The sequence below is a fragment of the Flavobacterium sp. IMCC34852 genome, assembly GCF_030643905.1.
Classification (GTDB): Bacteria; Bacteroidota; Bacteroidia; order Flavobacteriales; family Flavobacteriaceae; genus Flavobacterium; species Flavobacterium rivulicola.
Genome location: NZ_CP121446.1, coordinates 2303973 through 2327967 on the forward strand (window position 1 = coordinate 2303973; position 23995 = coordinate 2327967).

At 37.6% G+C, this 23995-nt stretch carries 17 protein-coding genes; 11 read left to right on the plus strand and 6 right to left on the minus strand.

The window, feature by feature from the left end; translation table 11 throughout:
* From P7V56_RS09965 to lpdA, 6 genes are read left to right on the plus strand one after another with little or no spacing between them, the layout of a single operon-like run.
* Nucleotides 1-243 carry an acyl carrier protein gene (locus P7V56_RS09965; protein ID WP_171221690.1) on the plus strand — a complete coding sequence of 81 codons (243 nt, stop codon included), beginning with the start codon at nt 1-3 and terminating at the stop codon, nt 241-243.
* On the plus strand, nt 243-635 hold the full coding sequence (locus P7V56_RS09970; protein WP_171221691.1) for a MaoC/PaaZ C-terminal domain-containing protein: 393 nt from the start codon (nt 243-245) through the stop codon (nt 633-635). The genes P7V56_RS09965 and P7V56_RS09970 overlap by 1 nt, the downstream gene beginning before the upstream one ends.
* Nucleotides 632-1354 (plus strand): SDR family NAD(P)-dependent oxidoreductase, encoded by a 723-nt coding sequence (locus P7V56_RS09975; RefSeq protein WP_171221692.1) that lies wholly within the window; start codon nt 632-634, stop codon nt 1352-1354. Before P7V56_RS09970 ends, P7V56_RS09975 begins: the two co-directional genes overlap by 4 nt.
* A gap of 8 nt (nt 1355-1362) precedes the next feature.
* Complete coding sequence (locus P7V56_RS09980) at nt 1363-2814, plus strand: MBOAT family O-acyltransferase (protein ID WP_304986219.1); 1452 nt, start codon at nt 1363-1365, stop codon at nt 2812-2814.
* Nucleotides 2815-3756, plus strand: coding sequence for an SGNH/GDSL hydrolase family protein (locus P7V56_RS09985; protein ID WP_171221694.1), 942 nt, complete (start codon nt 2815-2817; stop codon nt 3754-3756). It abuts the gene before it with no gap.
* A gap of 38 nt (nt 3757-3794) precedes the next feature.
* A complete protein-coding gene (gene lpdA / locus P7V56_RS09990; protein WP_171221695.1) occupies nt 3795-5183 on the plus strand; it encodes a dihydrolipoyl dehydrogenase in 1389 nt (462 codons plus the stop codon).
* Nucleotides 5184-5254: 71 nt separating this feature from the next.
* Here the strand turns inward: lpdA and P7V56_RS09995 are convergent, their stop codons facing one another.
* The 5 genes from P7V56_RS09995 to P7V56_RS10015 form a co-directional block, all read right to left on the minus strand.
* Nucleotides 5255-6571 (minus strand): tetratricopeptide repeat protein, encoded by a 1317-nt coding sequence (locus P7V56_RS09995; RefSeq protein WP_171221696.1) that lies wholly within the window; start codon nt 6569-6571, stop codon nt 5255-5257.
* Nucleotides 6572-6588: 17 nt separating this feature from the next.
* The gene (gyrA, locus tag P7V56_RS10000) at nt 6589-9153 is read right to left on the minus strand and encodes a DNA gyrase subunit A (RefSeq protein WP_171221697.1); all 2565 of its coding nucleotides are present in this window, start codon (nt 9151-9153) and stop codon (nt 6589-6591) included.
* A 236-nt stretch (nt 9154-9389) separates the two neighbouring features.
* Nucleotides 9390-12719 (minus strand): T9SS type A sorting domain-containing protein, encoded by a 3330-nt coding sequence (locus P7V56_RS10005; RefSeq protein ID WP_171221698.1) that lies wholly within the window; start codon nt 12717-12719, stop codon nt 9390-9392.
* An 80-nt stretch (nt 12720-12799) separates the two neighbouring features.
* Complete coding sequence (locus tag P7V56_RS10010) at nt 12800-13399, minus strand: Riean_0653 family protein (RefSeq protein ID WP_171221699.1); 600 nt, start codon at nt 13397-13399, stop codon at nt 12800-12802.
* Nucleotides 13400-13486: 87 nt separating this feature from the next.
* Complete coding sequence (locus P7V56_RS10015) at nt 13487-14149, minus strand: outer membrane beta-barrel protein (RefSeq protein ID WP_171221700.1); 663 nt, start codon at nt 14147-14149, stop codon at nt 13487-13489.
* Between the two features lie 462 nt (nt 14150-14611).
* On the opposite strand from P7V56_RS10015, the gene P7V56_RS10020 reads away from it, so the two are divergent.
* The 4 genes from P7V56_RS10020 (at nt 14612) to P7V56_RS10035 (ending at nt 19604) form a co-directional block, all read left to right on the plus strand.
* On the plus strand, nt 14612-17155 hold the full coding sequence (locus tag P7V56_RS10020; protein WP_171221701.1) for an ATP-dependent Clp protease ATP-binding subunit: 2544 nt from the start codon (nt 14612-14614) through the stop codon (nt 17153-17155).
* Nucleotides 17156-17239: 84 nt separating this feature from the next.
* Nucleotides 17240-18607, plus strand: a complete 1368-nt coding sequence (gene rimK / locus P7V56_RS10025; RefSeq protein WP_171221702.1) for a 30S ribosomal protein S6--L-glutamate ligase — start codon at nt 17240-17242, stop codon at nt 18605-18607.
* Between the two features lie 30 nt (nt 18608-18637).
* Nucleotides 18638-19219 (plus strand): TMEM175 family protein, encoded by a 582-nt coding sequence (locus P7V56_RS10030; RefSeq protein WP_171221703.1) that lies wholly within the window; start codon nt 18638-18640, stop codon nt 19217-19219.
* Between the two features lie 25 nt (nt 19220-19244).
* Nucleotides 19245-19604, plus strand: coding sequence for a DUF1304 domain-containing protein (locus P7V56_RS10035; RefSeq protein ID WP_171221704.1), 360 nt, complete (start codon nt 19245-19247; stop codon nt 19602-19604).
* Here P7V56_RS10035 and hutH read toward each other — a convergent pair.
* Nucleotides 19593-21095, minus strand: a complete 1503-nt coding sequence (gene hutH / locus P7V56_RS10040; RefSeq protein WP_171221705.1) for a histidine ammonia-lyase — start codon at nt 21093-21095, stop codon at nt 19593-19595. The two genes, P7V56_RS10035 and hutH, sit on opposite strands and share 12 nt — an antisense overlap.
* A 394-nt stretch (nt 21096-21489) precedes the next feature.
* On the opposite strand from hutH, the gene thrA reads away from it, so the two are divergent.
* On the plus strand, nt 21490-23937 hold the full coding sequence (thrA, locus tag P7V56_RS10045) for a bifunctional aspartate kinase/homoserine dehydrogenase I (RefSeq protein WP_171221706.1): 2448 nt from the start codon (nt 21490-21492) through the stop codon (nt 23935-23937).
* Nucleotides 23938-23995 lie beyond the last annotated feature (58 nt).

Genomic DNA, 23995 nt, shown 5'->3' on the forward strand with positions numbered 1-23995 from the left:
ATGGACAGACCGACCATTTTAAAAGAAGTAACCGATGTATTTATCGATGTGTTAGACAACGAAGACATTGTTTTAACCGACGAAACTCAAGCGACTGATGTTGACGATTGGGATTCTTTGAACCATATTCAATTGGTTGTTGGGATTGAAAAACATTTCAAAATCAGGTTTACTTCCAAAGAAATTCAAAGCTGGAAAAATGTAGGCGAAATGATTACTTGTATCCAAGAAAAAGGAATTTAATGTTTACAATTGAGGACACCTTTACCGAAAGTTTTACCGTTACCGATGAAATTTATCATGGGTTCATCACTTTATTTAAAGACCAAAATCCGTTGCATACCGACGCGACATTTGCCACCGAAAAAGGTTTCAAGGCCGAAGTGATGCACGGGAATATCCTAAACGGTTTCCTCTCCTATTTTATTGGCGAAGGTTTGCCAACCAAAAATGTAATCATCCATTCGCAGGAAATTCAATATAAAAATCCGGTTTATCTCAATGATAAGTTAGAGTTTAAAGCGATTGTCATTGGTTGCTACGAATCGGTAAATGCTGTGGAATTCAAATTTGAGTTCAAAAATTCGGAAGCCAAAGTCGTGGCCAAAGGTAAAATTCAAATCGGTTTGCTATGAAAATATTACTCACAGGCGGCGCCTCGGGTTTGGGCGAATCCATTACCCGAACTTTAGCGAAAGACGGTAACAATACGGTTTACTTCACCTTCAGCCAATCTTCGGCGAAAGCCCAACAATTGGAAGCAGAATTCAAGAATACTATAGCCATCGCTTGTGATTTTGCGGATGAAAAAGCAGTGGAAACTTTGGCCCAAAAAATAGCCGAACTCGATTTGGATGTCCTCATTCACAACGCTTATTCAGGTTCTTATCTCAAAACCCATTTTCATAAAATAGAAACCGCAGATTTTTTGACTGATTTTAAAGTCAATGTCATGCCGGTGGTAACTTTAACCCAAGCTGTCCTTAACAGTTTCCGAAAGCAAAAAAGCGGTAAAATCATTACGGTTTTGACTTCCGCTTTGGTGGATGTTCCGCCCGTTGGTTCAGCCGTTTATACTTCGACTAAAGCTTATTTGGCTAAACTGACGGAAGTTTGGGCCAATGAAAATGCGAAGTTCAACATTACTTCCAACTCAGTTTCGCCGGCTTTTATGGAGACCGCAATGACTTCAGCAACCGATGAACGCATCAAAGAACAAATGATTGAAAGCAACCCGGCAAAGCGATTGTTGACCACGGAAGAAGTTGCGGAAGCGATTGCGTTTTTGGTTAACGATTCGACCCAAATCAACGGAAAAGATTTTGTGATTAACGCCGGCGATAAGCTCCAATAAGAACGCTTATGGTTTTTAACTCTATTCCATTCGTTATATTTTTTACAGTCTTCTTTTTGCTGTATTGGCTCGTGGTGAATAGAAATCTGAAAGCCCAAAACCTACTTTTATTACTCGGAAGTTACTTTTTCTACGCTTGGACAGATTGGCGTTTGTTGTCCTTTTTGATAGTCGTTTCGGGGTTGAACTACTCATTGGGACTCAAAATAGAAAGTGCAACGAATGAAAAATCCAAACGTATTTTCCTTTACCTCGGTTTACTACAAGGTCTTGGCGGTTTGTTGTTCTTTAAATACTTTAACTTTTTTGTCAGTTCGTTTAATGATGCTTTTCATTCGATTGGGATTTCGCTTGGTTTAAATACTTTGAACCTAATTGTGCCTTTAGGAATCAGCTTTTTCACGTTCAGAACGATTAGTTATTTGTTAGACATCGACAAAGGAAAAGCCGAAGCTTCTAAGGATTGGCTGGTGTTTTTTAATTACGTCGCGTTCTTTCCTTCGATACTTTCCGGACCAATTGACAAAGCCAAAACCTTTATTCCGCAGTTAGAAAGTAAAAGAGAATTTAACTATCTCAATGCGGTCGATGGCTTGCGACAAATACTTTGGGGTTTATTTAAAAAAGTGGTGATTGCGAATAATTGTGCTGTGATTACCAATGATGTTTTTGCGAACTATCAAAGTTTGCCTGCGAGTTCGCTCGTGATTGGGATGTTTTTGTACACCATTCAAATCTATGCTGATTTTTCGGGTTATTCCGATATGGCGATTGGTGTCGCGCGCTTGCTTGGGTTTAAAATCACTAAGAATTTCGACTTTCCGTTCTTTGCCCAAAACATAGCCGATTTTTGGAGAAGATGGCATATTTCGCTAACGAGTTGGCTCACCGAATATGTGTTTACACCGTTGAGTATTTACTTCAGAGATTATGCTAATAACGGTTTGATACTCGCGATTGTGATCAATTTCACGCTTATCGGAATTTGGCACGGAGCGAATTGGACTTACATCCTATTCGGGTTTCTTCACGGTATCTATTACATTCCGCTGATTTTGAAAGGAACGATGAACAAGAAGAAAAGATTAACCCAGACCGGTTTGAAAGAACTATTCAATATGGTAAAAACCTTTACTTTGGTAATGCTGACATTTGTGATTTTTAAAGCAACCAGTATTACCGAAGCGTTTGATTTTTATAGACATTTAGGTTCCAAATCACTTTTACAACTGCCGATTTTAAATGGCGTTTCTTTGCTTTACTTTGGCGCAATCTTAAGTTATATCCTTTTTATGTTGGTAATGGAATGGAAAGCCAAAACGAAGGAACATGCGCTGGAATACTTTGGCACAAACCAACCCAAAATAATGCGTTGGTTATTCTATGTTTTGTTGTTGTTGGTCATCTATTATTTTTCGAGTGCGGTTTCGAATCAGGATTTTATTTATCTGCAATTTTAAATGAAACAGTTTTTTAAAAATAGTGCCTTATTTGCGTTGCTTTTGATAGGAATCTTATTCCTTATTCAAATCGCTGTTTATTTTAGAATCAAAGGCAAAACGGTTACGGGTTATGATACATTGGAACAAACGTCAAACGTCAATGCCGATTTGGTTTTTATGGGAAGTTCGAGATGTTGGGCGCATTTTGACCCGCAATTTTTCGAAGACAATTATCATTTAAAATCGGTTAACATCGGGATGAATGGGCATTCCGACTTGATGGCATCGACTTTGAGATTGCAAAATTATTTGGCCAAAAACAAAGCGCCTAAGTTTGTGTTGCTCAACATTGATCCGTTTATCAGTGCGGGAAGTTTGGAACACAACACCAAAATGGTCAACAAAAACGACTATGCCCGATTTGCCTTTTTCCCCAAAGAAGAAGACCAACCCTTTATGGATTATTTTCAGTTTGATGCGGCTGAGCGTTATATACCGTTGTACGCTTTGTTCAAATACCAAATGTTCATCGATTGTGTGACTTTGAATAAATCCAATTCTTTCCCGAAAGGTTTTGAGCTCAATGATGAGCAATGGGATACTATAAAATACCCGATTTCGGATATCAATAAAAAGTATTTTTTCAAGCCGAAAGACATGCCGAGTATTACCCAAGCGTTGAAAGAACTGAATGATTTATGTCGAAAAAACAACATTCGTTTAATTGCCATTGAAACACCGGTTTACCAAGTCACTTATGATACCATTGCTTTTGAAAGACCGAAAACCATTTGTCAAAAACTAAACATTCCGTTTATTGATGCTAATTATGAATCCATCCGAAATAAAACCGACTATTTTTACAATGCCATTCACCTCAATAAAAAAGGGGTTGAAGAAATGAACAAACGTCTCAAGAATGAAAAAGAATTGAATACAATTCTCAAAATAAATCCATAAATTCGCAGTCACAAATAATCAAAGAAAATTTTTAAATAATGAAATACGATATTATTGTTTTAGGAAGTGGTCCGGGCGGTTATGTTACGGCAATCCGCGCGTCACAATTAGGCTTTAAAGTAGCCGTTATCGAAAAAGAAAACCTTGGTGGGATTTGTTTGAATTGGGGTTGTATTCCAACAAAAGCGCTTTTAAAATCGGCTCAGGTTTTTGATTACCTAAAACATGCCTCAGATTACGGTTTGACCGTAAAAGAATTTGACAAAGATTTCAATGCCGTTATCGCCCGTTCTCGCGGTGTAGCTGACGGTATGAGTAAAGGTGTTCAATTCTTGATGAAGAAAAATAAAATCGATGTGATTGATGGTTTCGGAAAAGTAAAACCCGGAAAAAAAGTTGACGTAACTGCCGCTGACGGAAAAGTAACGGAATATACTGCTGACCATATTATCATTGCTACCGGTGCGCGTTCGAGAGAATTGCCGAACCTTCCGCAAGATGGTGTAAAAGTAATTGGTTACAGACAAGCGATGACTTTACCAACACAACCTAAGAAAATGATTGTCGTGGGTTCCGGTGCTATTGGTGTTGAGTTTGCTCACTTTTACAATTCAATGGGAACAGAAGTTACTATCGTTGAATTTATGCCTAATGTAGTTCCGGTAGAAGACGAAGACATCTCAAAACAATTTGAGCGTTCGTTGAAAAAATCGGGTATCACAGTAATGACTAATTCTTCAGTAGAAAGAATCGACACTACCGGGAAAGGAGTTAAAGCTTTTGTAAAAACTGCCAAAGGCGAAGAAGTTTTAGAAGCGGATATTTTGCTTTCGGCTGTGGGTATCAAAACCAACATCGAAAACATTGGTCTTGAAGAAACCGGAATTAAAACGGATAAAGATAAAATTTTGGTAAACGATTTTTACCAGACTAATGTTCCTGGTTACTACGCTATTGGTGATGTAACACCGGGACAAGCTTTGGCACACGTAGCTTCTGCGGAAGGTATTCTGTGTGTTGAAAAAATCAAAGGCTTACATGTTGAACCTTTAGATTATGGCAACATTCCGGGTTGTACTTATGCTACGCCTGAGATTGCCTCGGTAGGTTTGACTGAAAAAGCGGCTAAAGAAAAAGGATACGAATTAAAAATCGGAAAGTTCCCATTCACAGCTTCAGGAAAAGCCAAAGCCGCCGGAACTCCCGATGGATTTGTGAAAGTCATTTTTGATGCCAAATACGGCGAATGGTTAGGTTGCCACATGATTGGTGCCGGTGTAACCGATATGATTGCAGAAGCAGTTGTAGCTCGTAAACTAGAAACCACAGGTCACGAAATTTTGAAAGCGGTTCATCCTCACCCAACAATGAGTGAAGCGGTGATGGAAGCCGTAGCCGATGCTTACGGAGAAGTGATTCACTTATAATATTCAAAATATAAAGCATAAAAAAGCCCCGAAATTTTCGGGGCTTTTTTATAGCTGTATGACAGTTTAATTTATTTTAGAGTAGCTTTCAAAGCTTTGGCTTTATCACTCATTTCCAACGCACCGTAAACACTGATTAATGTACGTTTCGCCGGTTCGTTGTCCGGTTCTAATTCTACTGCTTTTTCAAGATAAGGCAAAACAGATCTGAAATTCTTCTCTCTTTCAGCTTTGAGCACTTCATATCGCTTGTTGTCTTTTTCAGAAGTACCTAACTTATTGATTTCAGTTACAAACTTATCGTCTGCTCTTAATTTTAATTCTGCCAAATTTAAATTAGCATTGAAATAATTAGGATTGATTTCAAGTGCCTTTTTATAGTATCTTTCAGCGTCATCCAACTTGTTGGCATTTCCGGCAACCACACCTAAATTATAAATCAAATCTACATTGTTTGGATTTTTTTCCAAGGCTTCGTTAACCAATTTGGTGTAAGTAGCGATATCATTCATTTTCAAGTACAAATCGGCTTCCGTCAAGATTAATGAGGTGTCTTCCGGATTTGCTTGACGCGCTTCGCTTACTGCGGTTTTAGCTTCTTCAACTCTTCCTTTTTCAACTAAAATAAGGGCAATGTTTTTGAAAATCTCTCCTCTTCTTGAAGGCGTTTTTTCTTCTCTTGGTTTGACATGAGTACCCGAAGAAACTGCAGCATCTCTTAGAACTTTATTGGCTCCGAAAGATTCTTCTTTATTATCAGCTTTAGTTGAAGCAAAATACACCTTCGTTTCACCGGTATAATTTAGTTTTTTCAGTTCATTATAATACTCTAAAGCCAAGTCATAATTAACGGCATTGATGGCATAACTTGCTGCAAAAAACAAATTGTCTTGGTCTTTTTTATCTAAAAGATAAGAAGAATACAAAACGTTTGAAGCATCTTGGAATTTTTGTTGGGCAGCCAGATTAATCGCAAGGTTGATAATCTCATTTTTATACAACTGAATTTTGGCTAAAATGTCATCTGTATAAACCTTTTTTCCTGATTTTTTCTCAAATTCTAAAGTAGCATTTAATCCTTTCTCAATTTCATCTACTGTTTTGGCCGTAACAATTTGAGATTTTTGACCATCAGTGGCTAACGGCCCTAAAGCTGAAATTTCTACTAAAGGCAACATGGCTTTGTAAAAACCGGCGTATACTTTATCGCCTTCTTCACTGGCCACACCTTCTAATTTGGCCAAATTAGTTTTATACTCTGCAACATCGGCAGGTTTTGGTGCTTCTTTGGTATAAATCTTCTTCAAAACTTTGAGCTCATCTTTTTGAGCAAAAGTAGCAGCAGAAACCAATAAGGTTGAAGCCAATACAATGTGTTTAATTTTCATGTGGTATTATATTAAAATTATTCTTGTGTTTCTTCAGTAGTATCTTCCGATGTTGAAGCATCAGTCACATCACCGTCATTGTTGCTTTCAAATTCGCCTTCAACTACTTCTTCTTCGTCTTCTTTCATTACTTTGGTCACGGCTGCAATTGAATCGTTTCCTTTGATATTGATCAAACGAACCCCTTGTGTAGCTCTTCCCATTACTCTCAAATCAGACACTTCCATACGAATGGTCAATCCGGATTTGTTGATAATCATCAAATCGTCTTCATCCGTTACGGCATTAATTGAAATTAATGCTCCGGTTTTTTCAGTGATGTTTAAAGTTTTTACTCCTTTCCCACCACGGTTCGTGATTCTATAAACATCTTCTCCGTCTTCATCTACCAATTTGGTTCTTTTTCCGTAACCGTTTTCGGTAACTACCAATAACTGTGTGTCATTGATATCGTCTTTGTTAACAGAAACCATACCAATTACTTCATCTTTGTCATCTGCCAAGGTTATACCACGTACACCGGAAGCTGTTCTTCCCATTGGTCGGGTTTTCTCTTCTTCAAAACGAACCAGTTTTCCGGATTTCACCGCTACTAATACTTGGCTTTCTCCGTTGGTTAATTTGGCTTCTAATAGTTCATCGTCTTCTCTGATGGTAATGGCATTGATACCATTTTGACGCGGACGTGAGTATTGTTCCAAAGGTGTTTTTTTCACCTGACCTTGCTTGGTCGCCATGATTACATAATGACTGTTGATGTATTCTTCGTCTTTCAAATCTTGCGTGCAAATGAAGGCTTTTACTTTATCATCACTTTCGATGTTGATTAAGTTTTGAATGGCTCGGCCTTTACTGGTTTTACTACCTTCAGGAATTTCGTATACGCGCATCCAGAAACATTTTCCTTTTTGGGTGAAGAATAACAAGTATTGGTGATTGGTGGCAACGAATAGATGCTCTAAGAAATCTTGGTCACGAGTTCCGGCACTTTTTTGTCCGACGCCACCTCTATTTTGAGTTTTGTATTCTGATAAGTTAGTCCGTTTGATGTAACCTGCATGAGAAATAGTGATTACCACATTTTCATCGGCAATCAAATCTTCTATACTTACATCACCACCTGAGTACTCTATTTGAGAGCGACGAGCATCACCGTATTTGTCTCTGATTTCGATTAATTCTTCCTTAATCAAAGCCATTCTTAATTCTTTACTGGCCAATAAATCTTTCAATTGCTGAATCAACTTCATGATTTCTTCGTATTCCGCTCTTAACTTGTCTTGTTCCAAACCGGTTAATTGACGCAAACGCATTTCAACAATGGCACGCGCCTGAATTTCTGACAAGTTAAATCTCTCGATTAATTTGCCTCGAGCTTCATCTCCGTCTTTCGAAGCACGGATTAAGGCGATTACTTCATCGATGTTATCAGAAGCAATGATTAAACCTTCTAAGATATGCGCTCTTTCTTCTGCTTTGCGCAATTCGAATTGGGTTCTTCTGACCACTACATCATGACGGTGTTCGACAAAATAGTGAATCAAGTCTTTTACATTGAGCATTTGAGGTCTTCCGTTTACTAAGGCAATGTTATTCACACTGAAAGAAGACTGCAATTGGGTGTATTTATAGAGCGTATTCAAAACTACATTTGGCACTGCATCACGCTTCAATTCATACACGATACGCATACCGTTTCTATCTGATTCGTCACGAATATTCGAAATACCTTCGATTCTTTTTTCATTAATCAAATCAGCCGTTTTCTTAATCATCTCGGCTTTATTCACTTGGTATGGAATCTCAGAAACGATAATGGCTTCTCTTCCGTTGGATTCTTCAAAAGCTACTTTGGCACGAATGACAATTCGACCACGACCGGTTTTGAAAGCTTCACGAACACCTTCATAGCCATAAATTACACCTCCGGTTGGAAAATCGGGTGCTTTGATGTGCGTAATTAATTCGTCAATCTCAATATCGTTGTTATCGATGTACGCTAATGTACCATCAACTACTTCAGTCAAGTTGTGGGGCGGCATATTAGTAGCCATACCAACCGCAATCCCGGAAGCTCCGTTAATCAACAAATTCGGCACTCTGGTTGGCATTACTTTGGGCTCATACAAGGTATCATCAAAGTTCAATTGGAAATCAACAGTCTCTTTGTCGATATCTGCCATAATGTCTTCCGACATTTTTTTCATTCTGGCTTCGGTATAACGCATCGCTGCCGGGCTATCACCATCAACAGAACCGAAGTTACCTTGTCCGTCAATTAATAGATAACGCAAACTCCATTCCTGTGCCATACGAACCATGGCATCATATACAGAGGTATCGCCGTGCGGGTGGTATTTACCCAATACTTCTCCAACAATTCTCGCGGATTTTTTGTGCGCTCTGTTTGAAAAAACGCCTAAATCATACATTCCATATAACACTCTTCGGTGTACCGGTTTCAAACCGTCACGCACGTCAGGTAGCGCTCTTGAGACAATTACAGACATCGAATAATCGATGTAAGCTGATTTCATTTCATCTTCGATGTTAATAGGAATTAACTTTTCTCCGTCAGACATATTTTATAAATTATTAATAAAAAATTAGTTTAAATTCAAAACGTGCTAATATAGGATATTTATAGCTTTTAGTGCTAATTTTAGTCCACAAATTTCAATGATTTATTAACAAAACTGAGGCTTTTTCACAAACATTACTTTTACTCAATCATTACAAAATTGATGGTGTTGTAATAAAAAAATCCGTCTCGAGTTCAAAAAACTCGAGACGGAATTAAAATCATAATTATTATAATTTAAGGAACTGCTATTTGATGGCTTTCAGGAACTCCGTTAATGTAAATCTTTAGCACATAAATCCCTGTATTTAAACCACTAACTGAAAAAGTTGCCTGATTATTAACTATATTTATTTCACCTTTAGAATACCCCATAAGATCAAAGAGTTCTCCGGTAATAATATCAGTTGCACTTGGCACAACTTCAGCATTTTCTAAATCAACATTAACTATACTTGATGATGGATTAGGAAACACTTTATAGATTGATTGTCCGGGGCTGATATTAAAAGTTAAATATTCCCATCTTCCCCAACCACAATCATTATTTCGAGCTCTTACTCTTACTCCGGTTGAACCGTATTCTAATAATTTCAAAATACAATTGTTACGAATACTTGGTTGACGTATTTGAACTTTTGAATTAATCACTTCCCATTGCCAATTATTTTGATCTGCAGCTTCTGCACTTGACATTCCGTTAAAGTGAGCTGTAATTCTGTCGTCAACATTATTTCGGGGCACATTCGCATAAACTTGCCCGGAGCAAAAATCAAGACCACCTACAGTATTGCAAGTAAAATAATTCAAACTTGGTCCGCCTGCATGTAAATATTTTGTTGATTGTATACCATTTCCAAAAGTAGCTGTTATTGATGCTTCATCATCACTGACTCCGGTAACCGTAATGCTATTAGGTGTTTGGGCATTCACCATGACATTAGAGGCTGTCCAAGTTGCTCCGGATGGTAATCTGCATAAATCATCTCCGTTGTCTAAAGTATATGTTTTTGTTTGACCTATACACAATTCCTCAGAACCAATAATGACATCTTCCAACGAAATAGGATAAACAGGCAATTGCGGACTGCCGTCAAGTTCTTTAAGCAACCAATCAACACACTCTTTTGTAAACGAAGTATGAGGTGTGTTTTTTGAAGTCCCAAAATAACTATCAAAGGGTGTTTCTTCTGCACAAATTAAATTGTATTCTAACGGATTAGCCCAATTTTGATTTGGGAATTTATGTGCCAAAGCAGAAAAAGTAGGGATAAAGGAATGAATTGGGTTGAATTCTCTTAATGACCATTTACTACCTCCAAGGTGCTGACTTAATTCATAAATAAGATTTTCAAAACTCCAATCACCAAAACTATTTATAGAATTACCTGGCACAGTGTTTGTCGCTAAAGTTGGATATGCGATTTGTCCTTGCGCATCAAAAAAGCCTCCGGGTACATTATCCATTACTCCTCTTGCATTTAAATTTGTCGCAATGGTAGTTTTATCATCAACAAATTTCTTAAACCTACTCACCCTGGTTGTTGAACCGATTGAACCCATGAATTGACTCTCCAATGAAGCAATATGAATATACCATGTTATTGACCCGACAGGCAAAGAAACACGAACTCTTTGAAAACCTCTTATGTTTAATACTTTTTCTCCATCTTCGGCAAATTTAATTTCATTTCCATTATTGTTAATCAAGGGCTGCCCATTTATATCTCTAACTTCTTTTGAACCTGATAACGAACCATTTACTACCGCAATTTTTCTCAAATTTACCGGCCAACCTCCGGAACCGATACCCCCGTTATTATTTTGATTATCATAATGCATTTTAAAGTAATCATTGCCCCTGTCAAAAGACATGCCTTGTGACATTGTTTGCGCATTAAGCAAACTTGGTTCAGCAATATGATAATTATAATTATAGGGATTAGATGAAAGCGTAGGATATAAAGGATTAGGTTCTTGTTTTTTCCCATGAAACTCTATAAGTTGCTGTTTTGCTGCAGGAGAATTAAGTTGATTTACATAAAACTCATTGGCTACATTTGAACTTGATTTAATCAAACTTAATAAAGCTTGGTCACCTAGCGGAATATTTGCTCCAAGATGCGGACTATCAACACTTACCCATAAATATACATGATGCTGCCACTCGGGTAAAGCCGTTTCTTGAAACTTTCTCTCCATGTAGCTTAACGCATAGCGTGAGATTTGACCAGCCATACTTGGCGCAATAATAGCTATTTGATGGATACTCGAATTGGCAATCAATTTTTGTTTAACATCTTTCAGTAGTTTAACAACCGACATAGCATTGCTCTCAATGTAATAGGCCCCGCCATCAATAGTTACAGGTTGACCATTGATTAAATTAGTAGTTTGGTAATTTGGAAAATTAACGATGATGACATCATAGCCTTCATTACGAAGAATTGGTAATAGATATAAAGGAGTATCAGTATTTTCATAGTATACCATCATGTCCACTATAGACTTATGCTTAAGCGGATCAAAAACACCATTGGTTTTATATTTGTTGGCACACTCGGCATCTTGTTCACAATCGCAGTCTTCAATTCTTCTTTTGTCACCCGGATCAAAACCATCAATAATAACAATGGGCTTTTGTATTAATTTTTGAGTATTGTTTTGAGAATAGTATACCCTGTAACTTATCTGGTTTTTTATTTTCGGGTCGCTATTTAAGTAACCCATAGAATCCTCATCGGCAGGAACTAAATTAAAATCTTCTCGTAAAGCATCTATTCCGCCACAACTGGCAAAACTGGGAGTATCTAAATCGGTATTCCTAAAATAAATATCTCCATTTGTTTCCAAAGTAGTATTGTCATTGAATTGCAGGATGCATTTTATGGTTTTAGTACCATTAGTTGTGTAAGTAATAACAACTTCTTGCGTCATAAATTCACCTTCTACTATAATGTTTTTTATAATGCCTTCCCCAAAGTCAATCGTCAAATTTTTAATGAGCTTGTTACCATTAGTAAAATAAAAACCTTTATTAAATCGAAAAACGAGGTTCTTACCATTAACAGCATTTTTTAATGGAGCAATAATCGTATTATGCATCATGTAAAACGGGACTCTGTCAGGAATTTGTATAAACTTTCGAGCAATACTGTCCAACTTTAATCCACCATTTTCGGGAAATTCCTCATGATAGTTCAAAACATTGAATTGAGTATTCAATATTCCAACATTTACAACGTTATCATTAAGGTAATCATTTCTTAAACTAACAGTAAGTGAATCCAACGAAATGAATTTTTGAGCATTACTGGCACGGTACAATTCTAATAAACTTTGTTTAAAATAACTGAAATTGGCAGTATTGCATGTGTCTTTACTGTTGAAATTGTAAAGGTCAGCAAAAGGAGTAGTTCTTTCATAAATAACACCACTGGTGACTAGTGATTTATCTATATCCACTAAAAGTGAATCGAGTTGTTTTGGCGCAGTCGCGTCATCGTCTTGTGCTTTTGCATGTAAAAAAAACAACATACAAAAAGCCAGAAAAAATAATTTTTTCATAAATTTGTTTGCTTTTTGGTTAATAATATATTTGTTAATCATCAATAAGGGGTTGTCTTTGCCGAGACAACCCTTTTTTATTATGGGAAATAGGTTTGCATGATAGTACTAGCTTTTATATCAAATCTTCCTTTTGTAATTTCAATAATATCGTCAAAGTTTTGAATGTTTCTAACCCTACAGTTGAAAGTGCCTGAAATTATTAATCCATTCAACTTTAAATATTTAATTTTCAAAACCCCTGAGTTATCAAAAGAAACATACTGCTGAAAAGAATTCGTTTTCTCATCAAAAATGGTACAATGCAGATAGTTTTGATCAAGACCGTCAATGTTACTCATACCATTAGATTCATCAATATTATAATTCCCCACACCAATACTATCTACTTTTTTCATATGCAATAATAATGTAGCGCTTTTTGGGCTTTTGTAATCTCTAATTTCTAATTCTCTATAATCTTCAATATTTGGTATACCTCCCCATAAAATTGCTCCCCACAATGGAAAAACCACACTATTATTTCCGCTTCTAGGCACTAATAATTTCCCATCTATCAAACATCCAAAAGTGTTTGCACCCGTTTGCGTTTCCGGTGGCAATCCGTCATTGGGATTGCTGTCGCTACTACAGGCAGTGAGTAGCATTGTTGTAATCAACATTAATACAGTTTTTTTCATGTCATTATATTTTTGGTTAATATTTAATTTGAAATTTACGCTACTGAGGTAACCATTTTTTTTGTATTTATAGCAAGATATTATACCTTAAAAAAAGCAGCGCTTGTAGCCCAAATTCACCAAAGTATTTGTCAAATATTTCCTTCCATCGTCAAAAATATTTAATCCATTTTGCTTGCCTTTGTTGCCGCCAATAAAATATTCAACGCTAATAAACACCGCATCTTTCTCATTGATAAAATAATTCAATCCGTAACCCGTAAATAAATTATGATTGTAATTAGGGAAATTTTCAGTAATTGCCGGCGAATAATTACTGTATTCACTTTTAGTTTCAATGCTCAAAGCATATCCGAGTTTTAGAAATCCTGCAAAATTTTTATAAAGTCTAAACTCCCATTTTATATCCAATGGTATAGCAATGGCTTCTCCTCTGAATCTTCCCGTATTGTAGGTAGTCTTACCCGCAAAATCAATAGAAGATCCATCATCTGAAAATGATGCTCCGATTTTGTAATATTTTATTCTCCCGGAAACACTCCAATGTCTTGCAAAATAATACTCCGCTACCAAACCTCCTTGAAAAGACGTTTTCGATTCATTAAACTCATAAGAGTTAATCGTATTATTACCTATTTCAATTCCAAAATAAATTTTGCCTTTAGGGTTTACAATACTGTCTTTTTCTTGAGCAAATAAACCGGTTGAAAAAGTCACCACTAAAAATACCAAGCAATTAATTTTTACCATCTTTTTAAAATTTAAATTAATTTATTAAAATTATTCTTTCAAAATTATAAAACAAAAAAATACTACAGGTCTACTTTTAGTGTACATTTTTAAAAAAAACAAATCAAAGGGCTTTTTCTTACTGTAATATTCGGTTCCAGCTAACTAATGTATAAAAAAAACGATTAAGTAAGAAAAAAATGTCTTTATTGAATTTTAAAATCTAATAATCAGCACTATATAAAAACGCCTAAAAAAGAATTATACTCGTTTGCACTTCTATTTTGCCAGATTTCAAATCTTGATTGCTCCACCAGATTTTATTAACAAAATAGCCGCTTTTTTTGGTTAATAAAATAGTAGCTTAACTGCTTTTATTATTGGCTTTTTTTTTGTCAATTAGCTGACAGTACTTTTAGGCGGAATGATTTTTGTTAGAACCATTCATTATAACTAAATTTACAATACCAATAATATATTTATATGGATGATAATTTTTCACCAAGAGTCAAAGATGTTATAACCTACAGCAAGGAAGAAGCGTTGCGCTTAGGCCATGATTTTATTGGTACAGAACATTTGATGCTTGGTATCCTGAGAGATGGAAATGGTAAAGCGATTGCTATTCTAAACAACCTGTCTATAGATTTAGATCATTTGAGAAAAAAGGTCGAAATTTTAAGCCCGGCCAACCCTAATGTAGAAATCAGCAACGAAAAGAAAAATTTACACTTGACTCGTCAAGCGGAACGCGCCTTAAAGACAACGTTCTTAGAAGCCAAAGTATTCCAAGCTACTTCAATTAGTACTGCTCATTTACTTTTGTGCATTCTGAGAAACGAGAATGACCCAACAACCAAACTGCTACATCGTCTGAAAATAGACTATAATGTAGTTAAAGAACAATATTTAAACATGACACCAAACGAAGAAGATTTTACAGACAACTTGCCAAGAAACGAGTCATTCAATGACGATTCCGGTCAAGATGACAGTTTGAAAGAAGGCAGTTTCAACAATCCGGCGAACAAGACTAATAAAAAATCAAAAACTCCGGTTTTGGATAATTTTGGCCGCGACTTAACCGAATTGGCTGAAGAAGGCAAACTCGACCCGGTTGTAGGTCGAGAAAAAGAAATTGAGCGCGTGTCTCAAATCTTAAGCCGAAGAAAGAAAAATAACCCGCTGCTAATCGGAGAACCCGGAGTTGGTAAATCTGCCATCGCCGAAGGTTTGGCGCTACGCATCATTCAAAAGAAAGTCTCTCGAATTCTTTTCAATAAAAGAGTAGTTACTTTAGATTTGGCTTCATTAGTGGCCGGTACCAAATACCGAGGACAATTCGAAGAAAGAATGAAAGCCGTAATGAACGAATTAGAGAAAAACGATGACATCATTTTATTCATTGACGAAATTCATACCATCGTCGGAGCCGGTGGAGCTACAGGTTCATTAGATGCGTCAAACATGTTCAAACCGGCGTTAGCCCGTGGCGAAATCCAATGTATTGGTGCTACCACTTTGGATGAGTACAGACAATACATTGAAAAAGACGGCGCGTTAGAAAGACGTTTCCAAAAAGTAATCGTTGAACCAACATCAGTTGAAGAAACCATTACTATTTTAAACAACATCAAAAACAAATACGAAGACCATCACAACGTAATTTACACCGACGAAGCTATCGAAGCATGTGTGAAATTGACCAATAGATACATGTCAGAACGCTTCCTTCCGGACAAGGCTATTGACGCTTTAGACGAAGCCGGTTCTCGTGTTCACATCACCAATATCGACGTGCCGAAACAAATTTTAGACTTAGAACGCCAACTGGAAGAAGTACGCGAATTGAAAAACTCTGTCGTTAAAAAACAGAAATACGAAGAAGCAGCCAAATTGCGTGATGACGAAAAACGATTGGAAAAAGATTTAGCCATCGCACAAGAACAATGGGAAGAAGATTCCAAAAGCAACCGAATTCGGGTAACCGAAGATAATGTAGCTGATGTGGTTTCGATGATGACCGGAATTCCGGTCAATCGTATTGCCCAAACCGAAAGCAATAAATTAGCCCATTTGCCTGATTTAATTAAAGGAAAAGTAATCGGTCAGGATGAAGCGGTAACCAAAATTGCCCGCTCTATCCAACGCAATCGCGCCGGTCTAAAAGATCCGAATCGTCCGATTGGTTCGTTTATTTTCTTGGGTTCAACCGGTGTCGGAAAAACACAATTGGCCAAAGTGTTGGCCAAAGAGTTATTCGATTCTGAAGATGCGTTAATTCGAATCGACATGAGTGAATACATGGAAAAATTTGCCATCTCCCGATTAATCGGTGCGCCTCCGGGCTACGTGGGTTATGAAGAAGGCGGACAATTAACCGAAAAAGTGCGCAGAAAACCCTACTGTGTGGTTTTATTGGATGAAATCGAAAAAGCACACCCGGACGTATTCAATATGATGTTACAGGTTTTAGATGACGGTTATTTGACAGATAGTTTAGGGCGTAAAATCGACTTCAAAAACACCATTATCATAATGACTTCCAATGTTGGAGCTCGCCAATTGAAAGACTTCGGACAAGGCGTTGGTTTTGGTACTTCCGCTAAAGTGGCGCAAGCCGATGAACATTCGAAAAGCGTGATTGAAAATGCCTTGAAAAAAACTTTTGCCCCTGAATTCTTAAACAGAATTGACGATGTAATTGTATTCAATCCGTTAGAGAAACACGACATCGATTTAATCATCGAAATCGAATTGAAAAAATTGTACGCTCGTATAGAAGAGTTAGGATACAAATTGAACCTCTCTGAAACCGCCAAAGCGTTTATCGCCGATAAAGGTTTCGACAAACAATTTGGTGCCAGACCTTTAAAACGTGCAATCCAAAAATATGTAGAAGACGCTTTAGCCGAAGAGATTATCACTTCGAAAATAGCTTCAGGTGATGAAATTTTTATGGATTTAGACGAAACAACCCAAGAGTTGACAGTTAAAATCCAAAAAGCGGAAAAGCCTACAAAATAAGATAGTTTAATCTTTACAAGCCACGAATTACCGAATAATTGATCATGTTTTATTCGAAAGTTCGTGGCTTTTAATTTTTTATCCATGCCAATAAATAAAATCATATTAGGTTCAGAAGAATGGTGTTCGTTTCCCGAACTCGGTATTCCCGCTATCAAAGCCCGCGTCGATTCGGGTGCCAAAACTTCGGCATTGCATGCCATTAACATTGCTCCGTTTCTTAAAGATACCGAAAACTGGGTGAAATTTGACATCAACCCTATTCAGAATAACCTCAAAACAGTTATCCATTGTGAAGCCAAATTAGTCGATAAAAGAATAGTCAAAAGCTCAAGTGGCTTTCGCGAACAGCGTTATGTGATTAAGACCAATTTGTGCATCGGAACCGATACTTGGGAAATTGAAATGACCTTAACCAACCGAGATTCCATGGGTTTCCGTATGCTGTTAGGTCGAGAAGCCATGAGCGGCAGAATCTTGGTTGACCCTGAACAAAAATATTTATTGGGCCAACCTTCTACCGAAAATTTAAAAGATTTATACCAAAACGCTATTTCAAACAAATCCGGTTTGCGTATCGGTGTTTTGGCCAGCAATCCCGAGTTATACAGCAACAAACGCATCATGGAAGCCGGCGAAATGCGCGGTCACGAAATGCATTTTTTGAACATCAAAGAATGTTATATGAAACTAGATGCCGACAAACCCGAAATTCATTACCGTGGCGGAAAAATATTAGACAATTTCGACGCAATTATCCCGAGAATTCGACCGAGTATCACCTTTTACGGTTGTGCCTTAACGCGTCAGTTTGAAGCGATGAAAGTTTTTTGTTTGAATTCCGCGGCGGCCATAACCCAATCGAGAGACAAACTTTTTTCCCTTCAATTATTATTACACCACGGTGTTGACATTCCGACTACAGGATTTGCCAATTCACCTTTGGATACAGACGATTTGATTAAAATGGTTGGCGGTTCGCCATTGATTGTAAAACTATTAGAAGGAACTCAAGGAAAAGGCGTTGTTTTGGCGGAAACCAAAAAAGCAGCCGAATCCGTAATCAATGCCTTCAAAAGCTTGAACGCCAATATCTTGGTACAAGAATTCATCAAAGAAGCCAACGGAAAAGACTTGCGTTTGTTTGTCGTAGACGGTAAAGTTGTCGCGGCTATCCAGCGCGAGGCCGCGGCAGGAGAATTTCGTGCCAACATCCACATGGGCGGAACGGCATCGGTAATTAAACCAACGCCTGAAGAAAAGAAAATAGCCATCAAAGCAGCCAAAGCCATGGATTTAAAAGTCGCCGGCGTCGATATCATTCGTTCTTCCAAAGGTCCGTTATTGTTAGAAGTCAATTCTTCACCTGGATTAGAAGGCATCGAAGGAGCGACCAACAAAGACATCGCCGGAGAAATGATAAAAGCAATTGAGAAGAATTTTAAGAAGTAGACAGAACTGATAAACGACAACAAAAACTATATGAACAAAAACCGACTCGAAGCTTTTAGTGATGGCGTTTTAGCCATTATCATTACCATCATGGTGCTCGAATTTAAAGTGCCGACTGAAACCACTTTTGAAGCGGTAGTCCCTTTGTTTCATAAGTTTTTGAGTTATATCCTGAGTTTTATTTATGTCGGTATTTATTGGAACAACCACCACCATATGATGCATACGGTGAAACGTGTTAATGGTCAAATTCTTTGGGCCAATTTGCATTTGCTGTTTTGGTTGTCTTTGATACCCTTTGCGACGGCTTGGATTGGCGAGCATCACTTTGCTCCATTTCCGATGATGTTATATGGGGTTATTTTATTGATGAATGCGATTGCCTATTTTATATTACAAACTGTGATTTTGAAACACCACGGCAAAGATTCTATTCTTTCCAAAGCGGTTGGAAAAGATTTTAAAGGCAAAGCATCAGTAGTTTTATATTTAATAGCTGTTTTTGTTTCCAAATATTACACCGAAATTTCAGGTGCAATCTATATTTTAGTCGCCCTAATGTGGCTGGTTCCCGACAAAAGAATTGAAAAAATCTTAAACGAAGACAATTAAACCTGAAACTTGAAACAAAAACCACATGAATATTCTCTCTCAAATTATCATCGGATTTATTGCAGTACTGCACATATACATTCTTTGGCTCGAAATGTTCGCTTGGACAACTCGCGGAAGAAAAGTGTTTAAAACCATTCCGGCAGACCAATTTGAAAAGACCAAAGTCATGGCGGCGAATCAAGGTTTATACAACGGCTTTCTCGCTGCCGGATTAATTTGGTCACTATTAATTACTAATGTTGTTTGGAGTCTAAACGTAGCCTTGTTTTTCTTAGGTTGTGTTCTCGTAGCCGGAATTTATGGTGCATTGACTGCGTCCAAAAGAATATTTTTTGTACAAGCGGTTCCGGCAATTTTAGGATTGTTCAGTTTACTCTTCTAACTCAATCATAAAACTATTCAAAAACGCTACCGAGTTTTCAATGTCGTAGTGCAGAATGCGGTCTTCTTTGACCAAAGGCACTTCTTCTCGATAAGATTTCAAAAATGACTCAATAAACTCACTTGATTTCAAAGGCTGTCTGAAAGCAATGGCCTGAGAAGCATTCATCAATTCAATCGCCAAAATGCGTTCCAAGTTTTCCATAATGCGAAGCGTTTTCGTGGCTGCGTTTGCACCCATACTCACGTGGTCTTCTTGTCCGTTAGAAGAAACAATACTATCAACACTGGCCGGCGTCGCCAATTGTTTGTTCTGACTGGCAATGCTAGCGGCGGTATATTGCGGAATCATAAACCCTGAATTTAACCCTGGATTGTCGACTAAGAATGCCGGTAAGCCACGCAAACCTGAAATCAATTGGTAAGTTCTTCTTTCTGAAATACTTCCCAATTCTGCCAAAGCCAAGCCTAAAAAATCTAAGGCTAAAGCCAATGGCTGTCCGTGGAAATTCCCGCCGGAAATGATTAAGTCTTCGTTTTTAAAGATGTTTGGATTATCTGTAACCGAATTAATTTCGGTTTTGAATACTTTTTTCACATAGTCGATCGTGTCTTTCGATGCGCCATGAACCTGTGGAATACAACGGAATGAATACGGATCTTGAACATGTGCTTTGGGTTGCGTAATGATTTGACTGTCTTCTAATAATTCTCGCATTCTTTTGGCAGTCACGATTTGTCCTTTGTGCGGACGAACATAATGAATCAGTTCGTCAAAAGGTTCGATTCTTCCGTCAAATCCTTCCAATGATATGGCCGAAATCACATCTGCCAAATAAGAGTACTTCATTGCTTTCAACAAAATATAACTGCCGTAAGCACTCATGAATTGGGTGCCGTTTAATAAGGCCAAACCTTCCTTAGATTGCAATACTATCGGTTGCCAACCCATTTTCTCCAACACCTTTTTTGCCGGCTGACGAAAACCGTCATAATACACTTCGCCTTCGCCTAATAAAGGTAAAGACAAATGAGCCAATGGTGCCAAATCACCACTCGCGCCAAGCGAACCTTGAGTATAAATAACAGGAAGTATATCGTTATTGTAGAAATCAACCAAACGCTCTACCGTTTGCAATTGCACACCTGAATGACCGTAACTCAGGGATTGAATTTTGAGCAACAACATTATTTTCACTATCTCTGAAGGCACTTCTTCCCCGGTACCGCAAGCATGCGATTTTACCAAGTTTTCCTGAAGCTGAGACAAATTTTCATTTGAAATCTTCACATTACACAGTGAACCAAAACCTGTATTGATCCCATAAATCGGGGTTTCATTGGCGGCCATTTTTTGGTCCAAATAATCCCTACATTGTTGAATGTTGATTTTGGCTTCTTCCGAAAGAGCCAAAGTCTTGTGCTCGGCAATAATTCCTTGTAAAGTCTCTAAAGTCAATACTTCCGTACTGATGTAATGCGAATGCTCCATTTTTGGTGAGGATTAAAAGCCCAAAATTCCGCAAACGATTGTTAAAAAGCAACAATTTGACCGAGTATTTTTTGATAAATTATTAAAAAAAACAACTTTAGAATATTGATATAAACAAAATCACATCAGTTACATATAATTATTGCGATATTCTTAAAAATTTAAGGAAACCTTTTTTAATTCCTAAAAAGTCATACATTTGAAAATCATGATGTCGAACTACGCTAAATACCTATTCTCTTCTACAACCAATTCTTTGGTTGCGACATTTGGCACCACAACATCAACAACTACAACCCCGTTTGGGGTATAATTTTCACATATAATCCACTTGACATGTACTTTCGCAAGAAAGCAAATCACTCATCATTCATAACTCATAACTAAAAAAGTCATGATAGTATTAAAATTTGGCGGTACTTCGGTTGCCAATGCTGAAAACATTTCTAAAACCATAGCAATAGTTGCCAACAAAAGTAAAGAAAACCAACTTGCCGTAGTCGTTTCGGCCTTTAGCGGCGTAACCGATTTACTAATTTTAGCCGGAAAAACTGCCGGTGCCAAAGACAAAGGTTACAAAGATATCGTTAGTCAAATCGAGAAAAAACACAAAGACGCTATAGACGAATTGGTTCCACTGAGCGATCAAAGCGAAATTATTGATACCATTAACCACGATATCAACCATTTAAAAACCTTATTGGATGGTTGCTACCTTTTGGGCGAATTGTCAAGCAGAACGGCTGATATCGTAGCTGGTTTTGGCGAATTGTTATCTTCTCAGATTATTGCGGTAGCGCTAAAGCAAAAAGTCAGCAACTCCGCTTTTAAAGACAGTCGAGAAGTGATTAAAACCAATTCCAATTTCGGAAAAGCTGCGGTTGATTTTGAAGTAACCAATCAATTAATTGCCGACTATTTCAAAAACAATACTACTCAAGTAACCTTGTTTCCCGGATTTATTGCTTCTTCTTTGGATGGAAATACTACAACACTTGGTCGAGGCGGTTCCGATTATACGGCAGCAATTATTGCAGCTGCGGTAAACGCAGAAGTCTTAGAAATTTGGACCGATGTCAATGGTATGTTCACCGCCAATCCGAAAAGCGTTAAGCAGGCCCAACCGATAGAAACCATTTCCTATCAAGAGGCAATGGAATTGTCGCATTTTGGGGCCAAAGTTTTGTATCCGCCAACAATTCAGCCTGTGTTAAAAGACAGCATTCCGATTTTTATCAAAAATACTTTCGAACCCGAAGCCTACGGAACTTTGATTTCCAATACTCCTGAAGCATCAAGCAATCCGATTAAAGGAATTACGCATATCGATAACATTGCCTTGCTGACCTTGGAAGGTTCAGGAATGGTTGGTGTTGCGGGTTCTTCCAAACGTTTGTTTGAAGTTTTATCCAATGAAAATATCAATGTGATTTTTATTACCCAAGCTTCTTCAGAACACTCTATTTGTGTCGGAATTCTAAATGCTGATGCTGACAAAGCCAAATCCGCTATCGACAAAGCTTTTGAAATGGAAATTGCCCAAGGGAAAGTTGACCCAACTATCGTCGAAAAAGATTTGTGCATCGTGGCTCTTGTTGGCGAAAACATGAAAAACCACCAAGGTATCAGCGGAAAAATGTTCAGTACTTTAGGCAAAAACAACGTCAATATCCGTGCTATTGCTCAAGGAGCTTCGGAAAGAAACATTTCCGTTGTGATTAATGAAAAAGATGTTAAAAAAGCACTGAACACGTTACATGAGCGTTTCTTTGAAGACAATACCAAGCAGTTAAATTTATTCGTAATGGGTGTTGGAAACGTAGGCGAAAAGTTCATCGACCAAATCAGCCAACAAAAGAAATTCTTAAAAGAAAATTTGAAAATCAATGTGCGTGTTATTGCTTTATCCAATTCCAGAAAAATGGTTTTTGACGAAGACGGTATCGATTTAAAGAGTTGGAAAGAGACTTTGGATAATGGCGAAAAGGCGAATCCAAATGAATTCATCGCCCGAACTAAAGAATTGAATTTACGCAACAGCATTTTTGTCGATATCACCGCCAATTATGACATTGCGAGCATTTATGACCAATTCTTAGGCCAAAATATAGCCGTTGTCACCTGTAACAAAATAGCGTGCTCGTCAGAATACAGCAACTATAAAAACCTTAAAAACTTATCCCGAAAATACAATGCACCGTTTTTATTTGAAACCAATGTCGGAGCCGGTTTACCTATCATTGACACGCTCAAACACTTAATTGCTTCGGGTGATAAAGTCAACCGAATCAATGCAGTCTTATCGGGAAGTTTGAACTTTATTTTTAATAATTTCAGTGATACTTACAACTTTCATGACGTGGTAAAAGAAGCAGGTTTTCAAGGATTTACAGAACCTGACCCAAAAATTGATTTAAGTGGGGTTGATGTTGCTCGTAAGATTTTAATCCTCATTCGCGAAAGCGGTTACGAAATGGAAATGGAAGACATTGTCAACAATTCCTTCTTGCCAAAAGAATGCATGGAAACCACCAACAACGAGGATTTTTTCAAATCGTTAACCAAACATGCAAGCCACTTTGACAACCTTTTGGCAGAGGCCAAAGCCAAGGACAGCCGACTGAAATTTGTAGCCTCATTCGAAAACGGAAAAGCCAGTGTTGGCTTGCAATTTATTCCGTCTGACAGTCCGTTTTACAACCTCGAAGGAAAAGACAATATCGTCCAATTTTACACCGATCGCTACGTCGACCAACCTTTACTAATCAAAGGTGCCGGTGCCGGAGCAGCTGTCACAGCTTCAGGGATTTTTGCGGATGTAGTTAGGATTGGAAATGTTTAAAAAGTTGCAAGTTGCGAGTTCAAAGTTACGAGTTGTCTCAACCTTGAACCTGAAACCT

What these genes read in the sequence shown, in the direction of transcription:
- P7V56_RS09965 (WP_171221690.1), top strand. Translation starts at nt 1, where the DNA reads ATGGACAGACCGACCATTTTAAAAGAAGTAACCGATGTATTTATCGAT.
- P7V56_RS09970 (WP_171221691.1), top strand. Translation starts at nt 243, where the DNA reads ATGTTTACAATTGAGGACACCTTTACCGAAAGTTTTACCGTTACCGAT.
- P7V56_RS09975 (WP_171221692.1), top strand. Translation starts at nt 632, where the DNA reads ATGAAAATATTACTCACAGGCGGCGCCTCGGGTTTGGGCGAATCCATT.
- P7V56_RS09980 (WP_304986219.1), top strand. Translation starts at nt 1,363, where the DNA reads ATGGTTTTTAACTCTATTCCATTCGTTATATTTTTTACAGTCTTCTTT.
- P7V56_RS09985 (WP_171221694.1), top strand. Translation starts at nt 2,815, where the DNA reads ATGAAACAGTTTTTTAAAAATAGTGCCTTATTTGCGTTGCTTTTGATA.
- lpdA (WP_171221695.1), top strand. Translation starts at nt 3,795, where the DNA reads ATGAAATACGATATTATTGTTTTAGGAAGTGGTCCGGGCGGTTATGTT.
- P7V56_RS09995 (WP_171221696.1), bottom strand. Translation starts at nt 6,571, where the DNA reads ATGAAAATTAAACACATTGTATTGGCTTCAACCTTATTGGTTTCTGCT.
- gyrA (WP_171221697.1), bottom strand. Translation starts at nt 9,153, where the DNA reads ATGTCTGACGGAGAAAAGTTAATTCCTATTAACATCGAAGATGAAATG.
- P7V56_RS10005 (WP_171221698.1), bottom strand. Translation starts at nt 12,719, where the DNA reads ATGAAAAAATTATTTTTTCTGGCTTTTTGTATGTTGTTTTTTTTACAT.
- P7V56_RS10010 (WP_171221699.1), bottom strand. Translation starts at nt 13,399, where the DNA reads ATGAAAAAAACTGTATTAATGTTGATTACAACAATGCTACTCACTGCC.
- P7V56_RS10015 (WP_171221700.1), bottom strand. Translation starts at nt 14,149, where the DNA reads ATGGTAAAAATTAATTGCTTGGTATTTTTAGTGGTGACTTTTTCAACC.
- P7V56_RS10020 (WP_171221701.1), top strand. Translation starts at nt 14,612, where the DNA reads ATGGATGATAATTTTTCACCAAGAGTCAAAGATGTTATAACCTACAGC.
- rimK (WP_171221702.1), top strand. Translation starts at nt 17,240, where the DNA reads ATGCCAATAAATAAAATCATATTAGGTTCAGAAGAATGGTGTTCGTTT.
- P7V56_RS10030 (WP_171221703.1), top strand. Translation starts at nt 18,638, where the DNA reads ATGAACAAAAACCGACTCGAAGCTTTTAGTGATGGCGTTTTAGCCATT.
- P7V56_RS10035 (WP_171221704.1), top strand. Translation starts at nt 19,245, where the DNA reads ATGAATATTCTCTCTCAAATTATCATCGGATTTATTGCAGTACTGCAC.
- hutH (WP_171221705.1), bottom strand. Translation starts at nt 21,095, where the DNA reads ATGGAGCATTCGCATTACATCAGTACGGAAGTATTGACTTTAGAGACT.
- thrA (WP_171221706.1), top strand. Translation starts at nt 21,490, where the DNA reads ATGATAGTATTAAAATTTGGCGGTACTTCGGTTGCCAATGCTGAAAAC.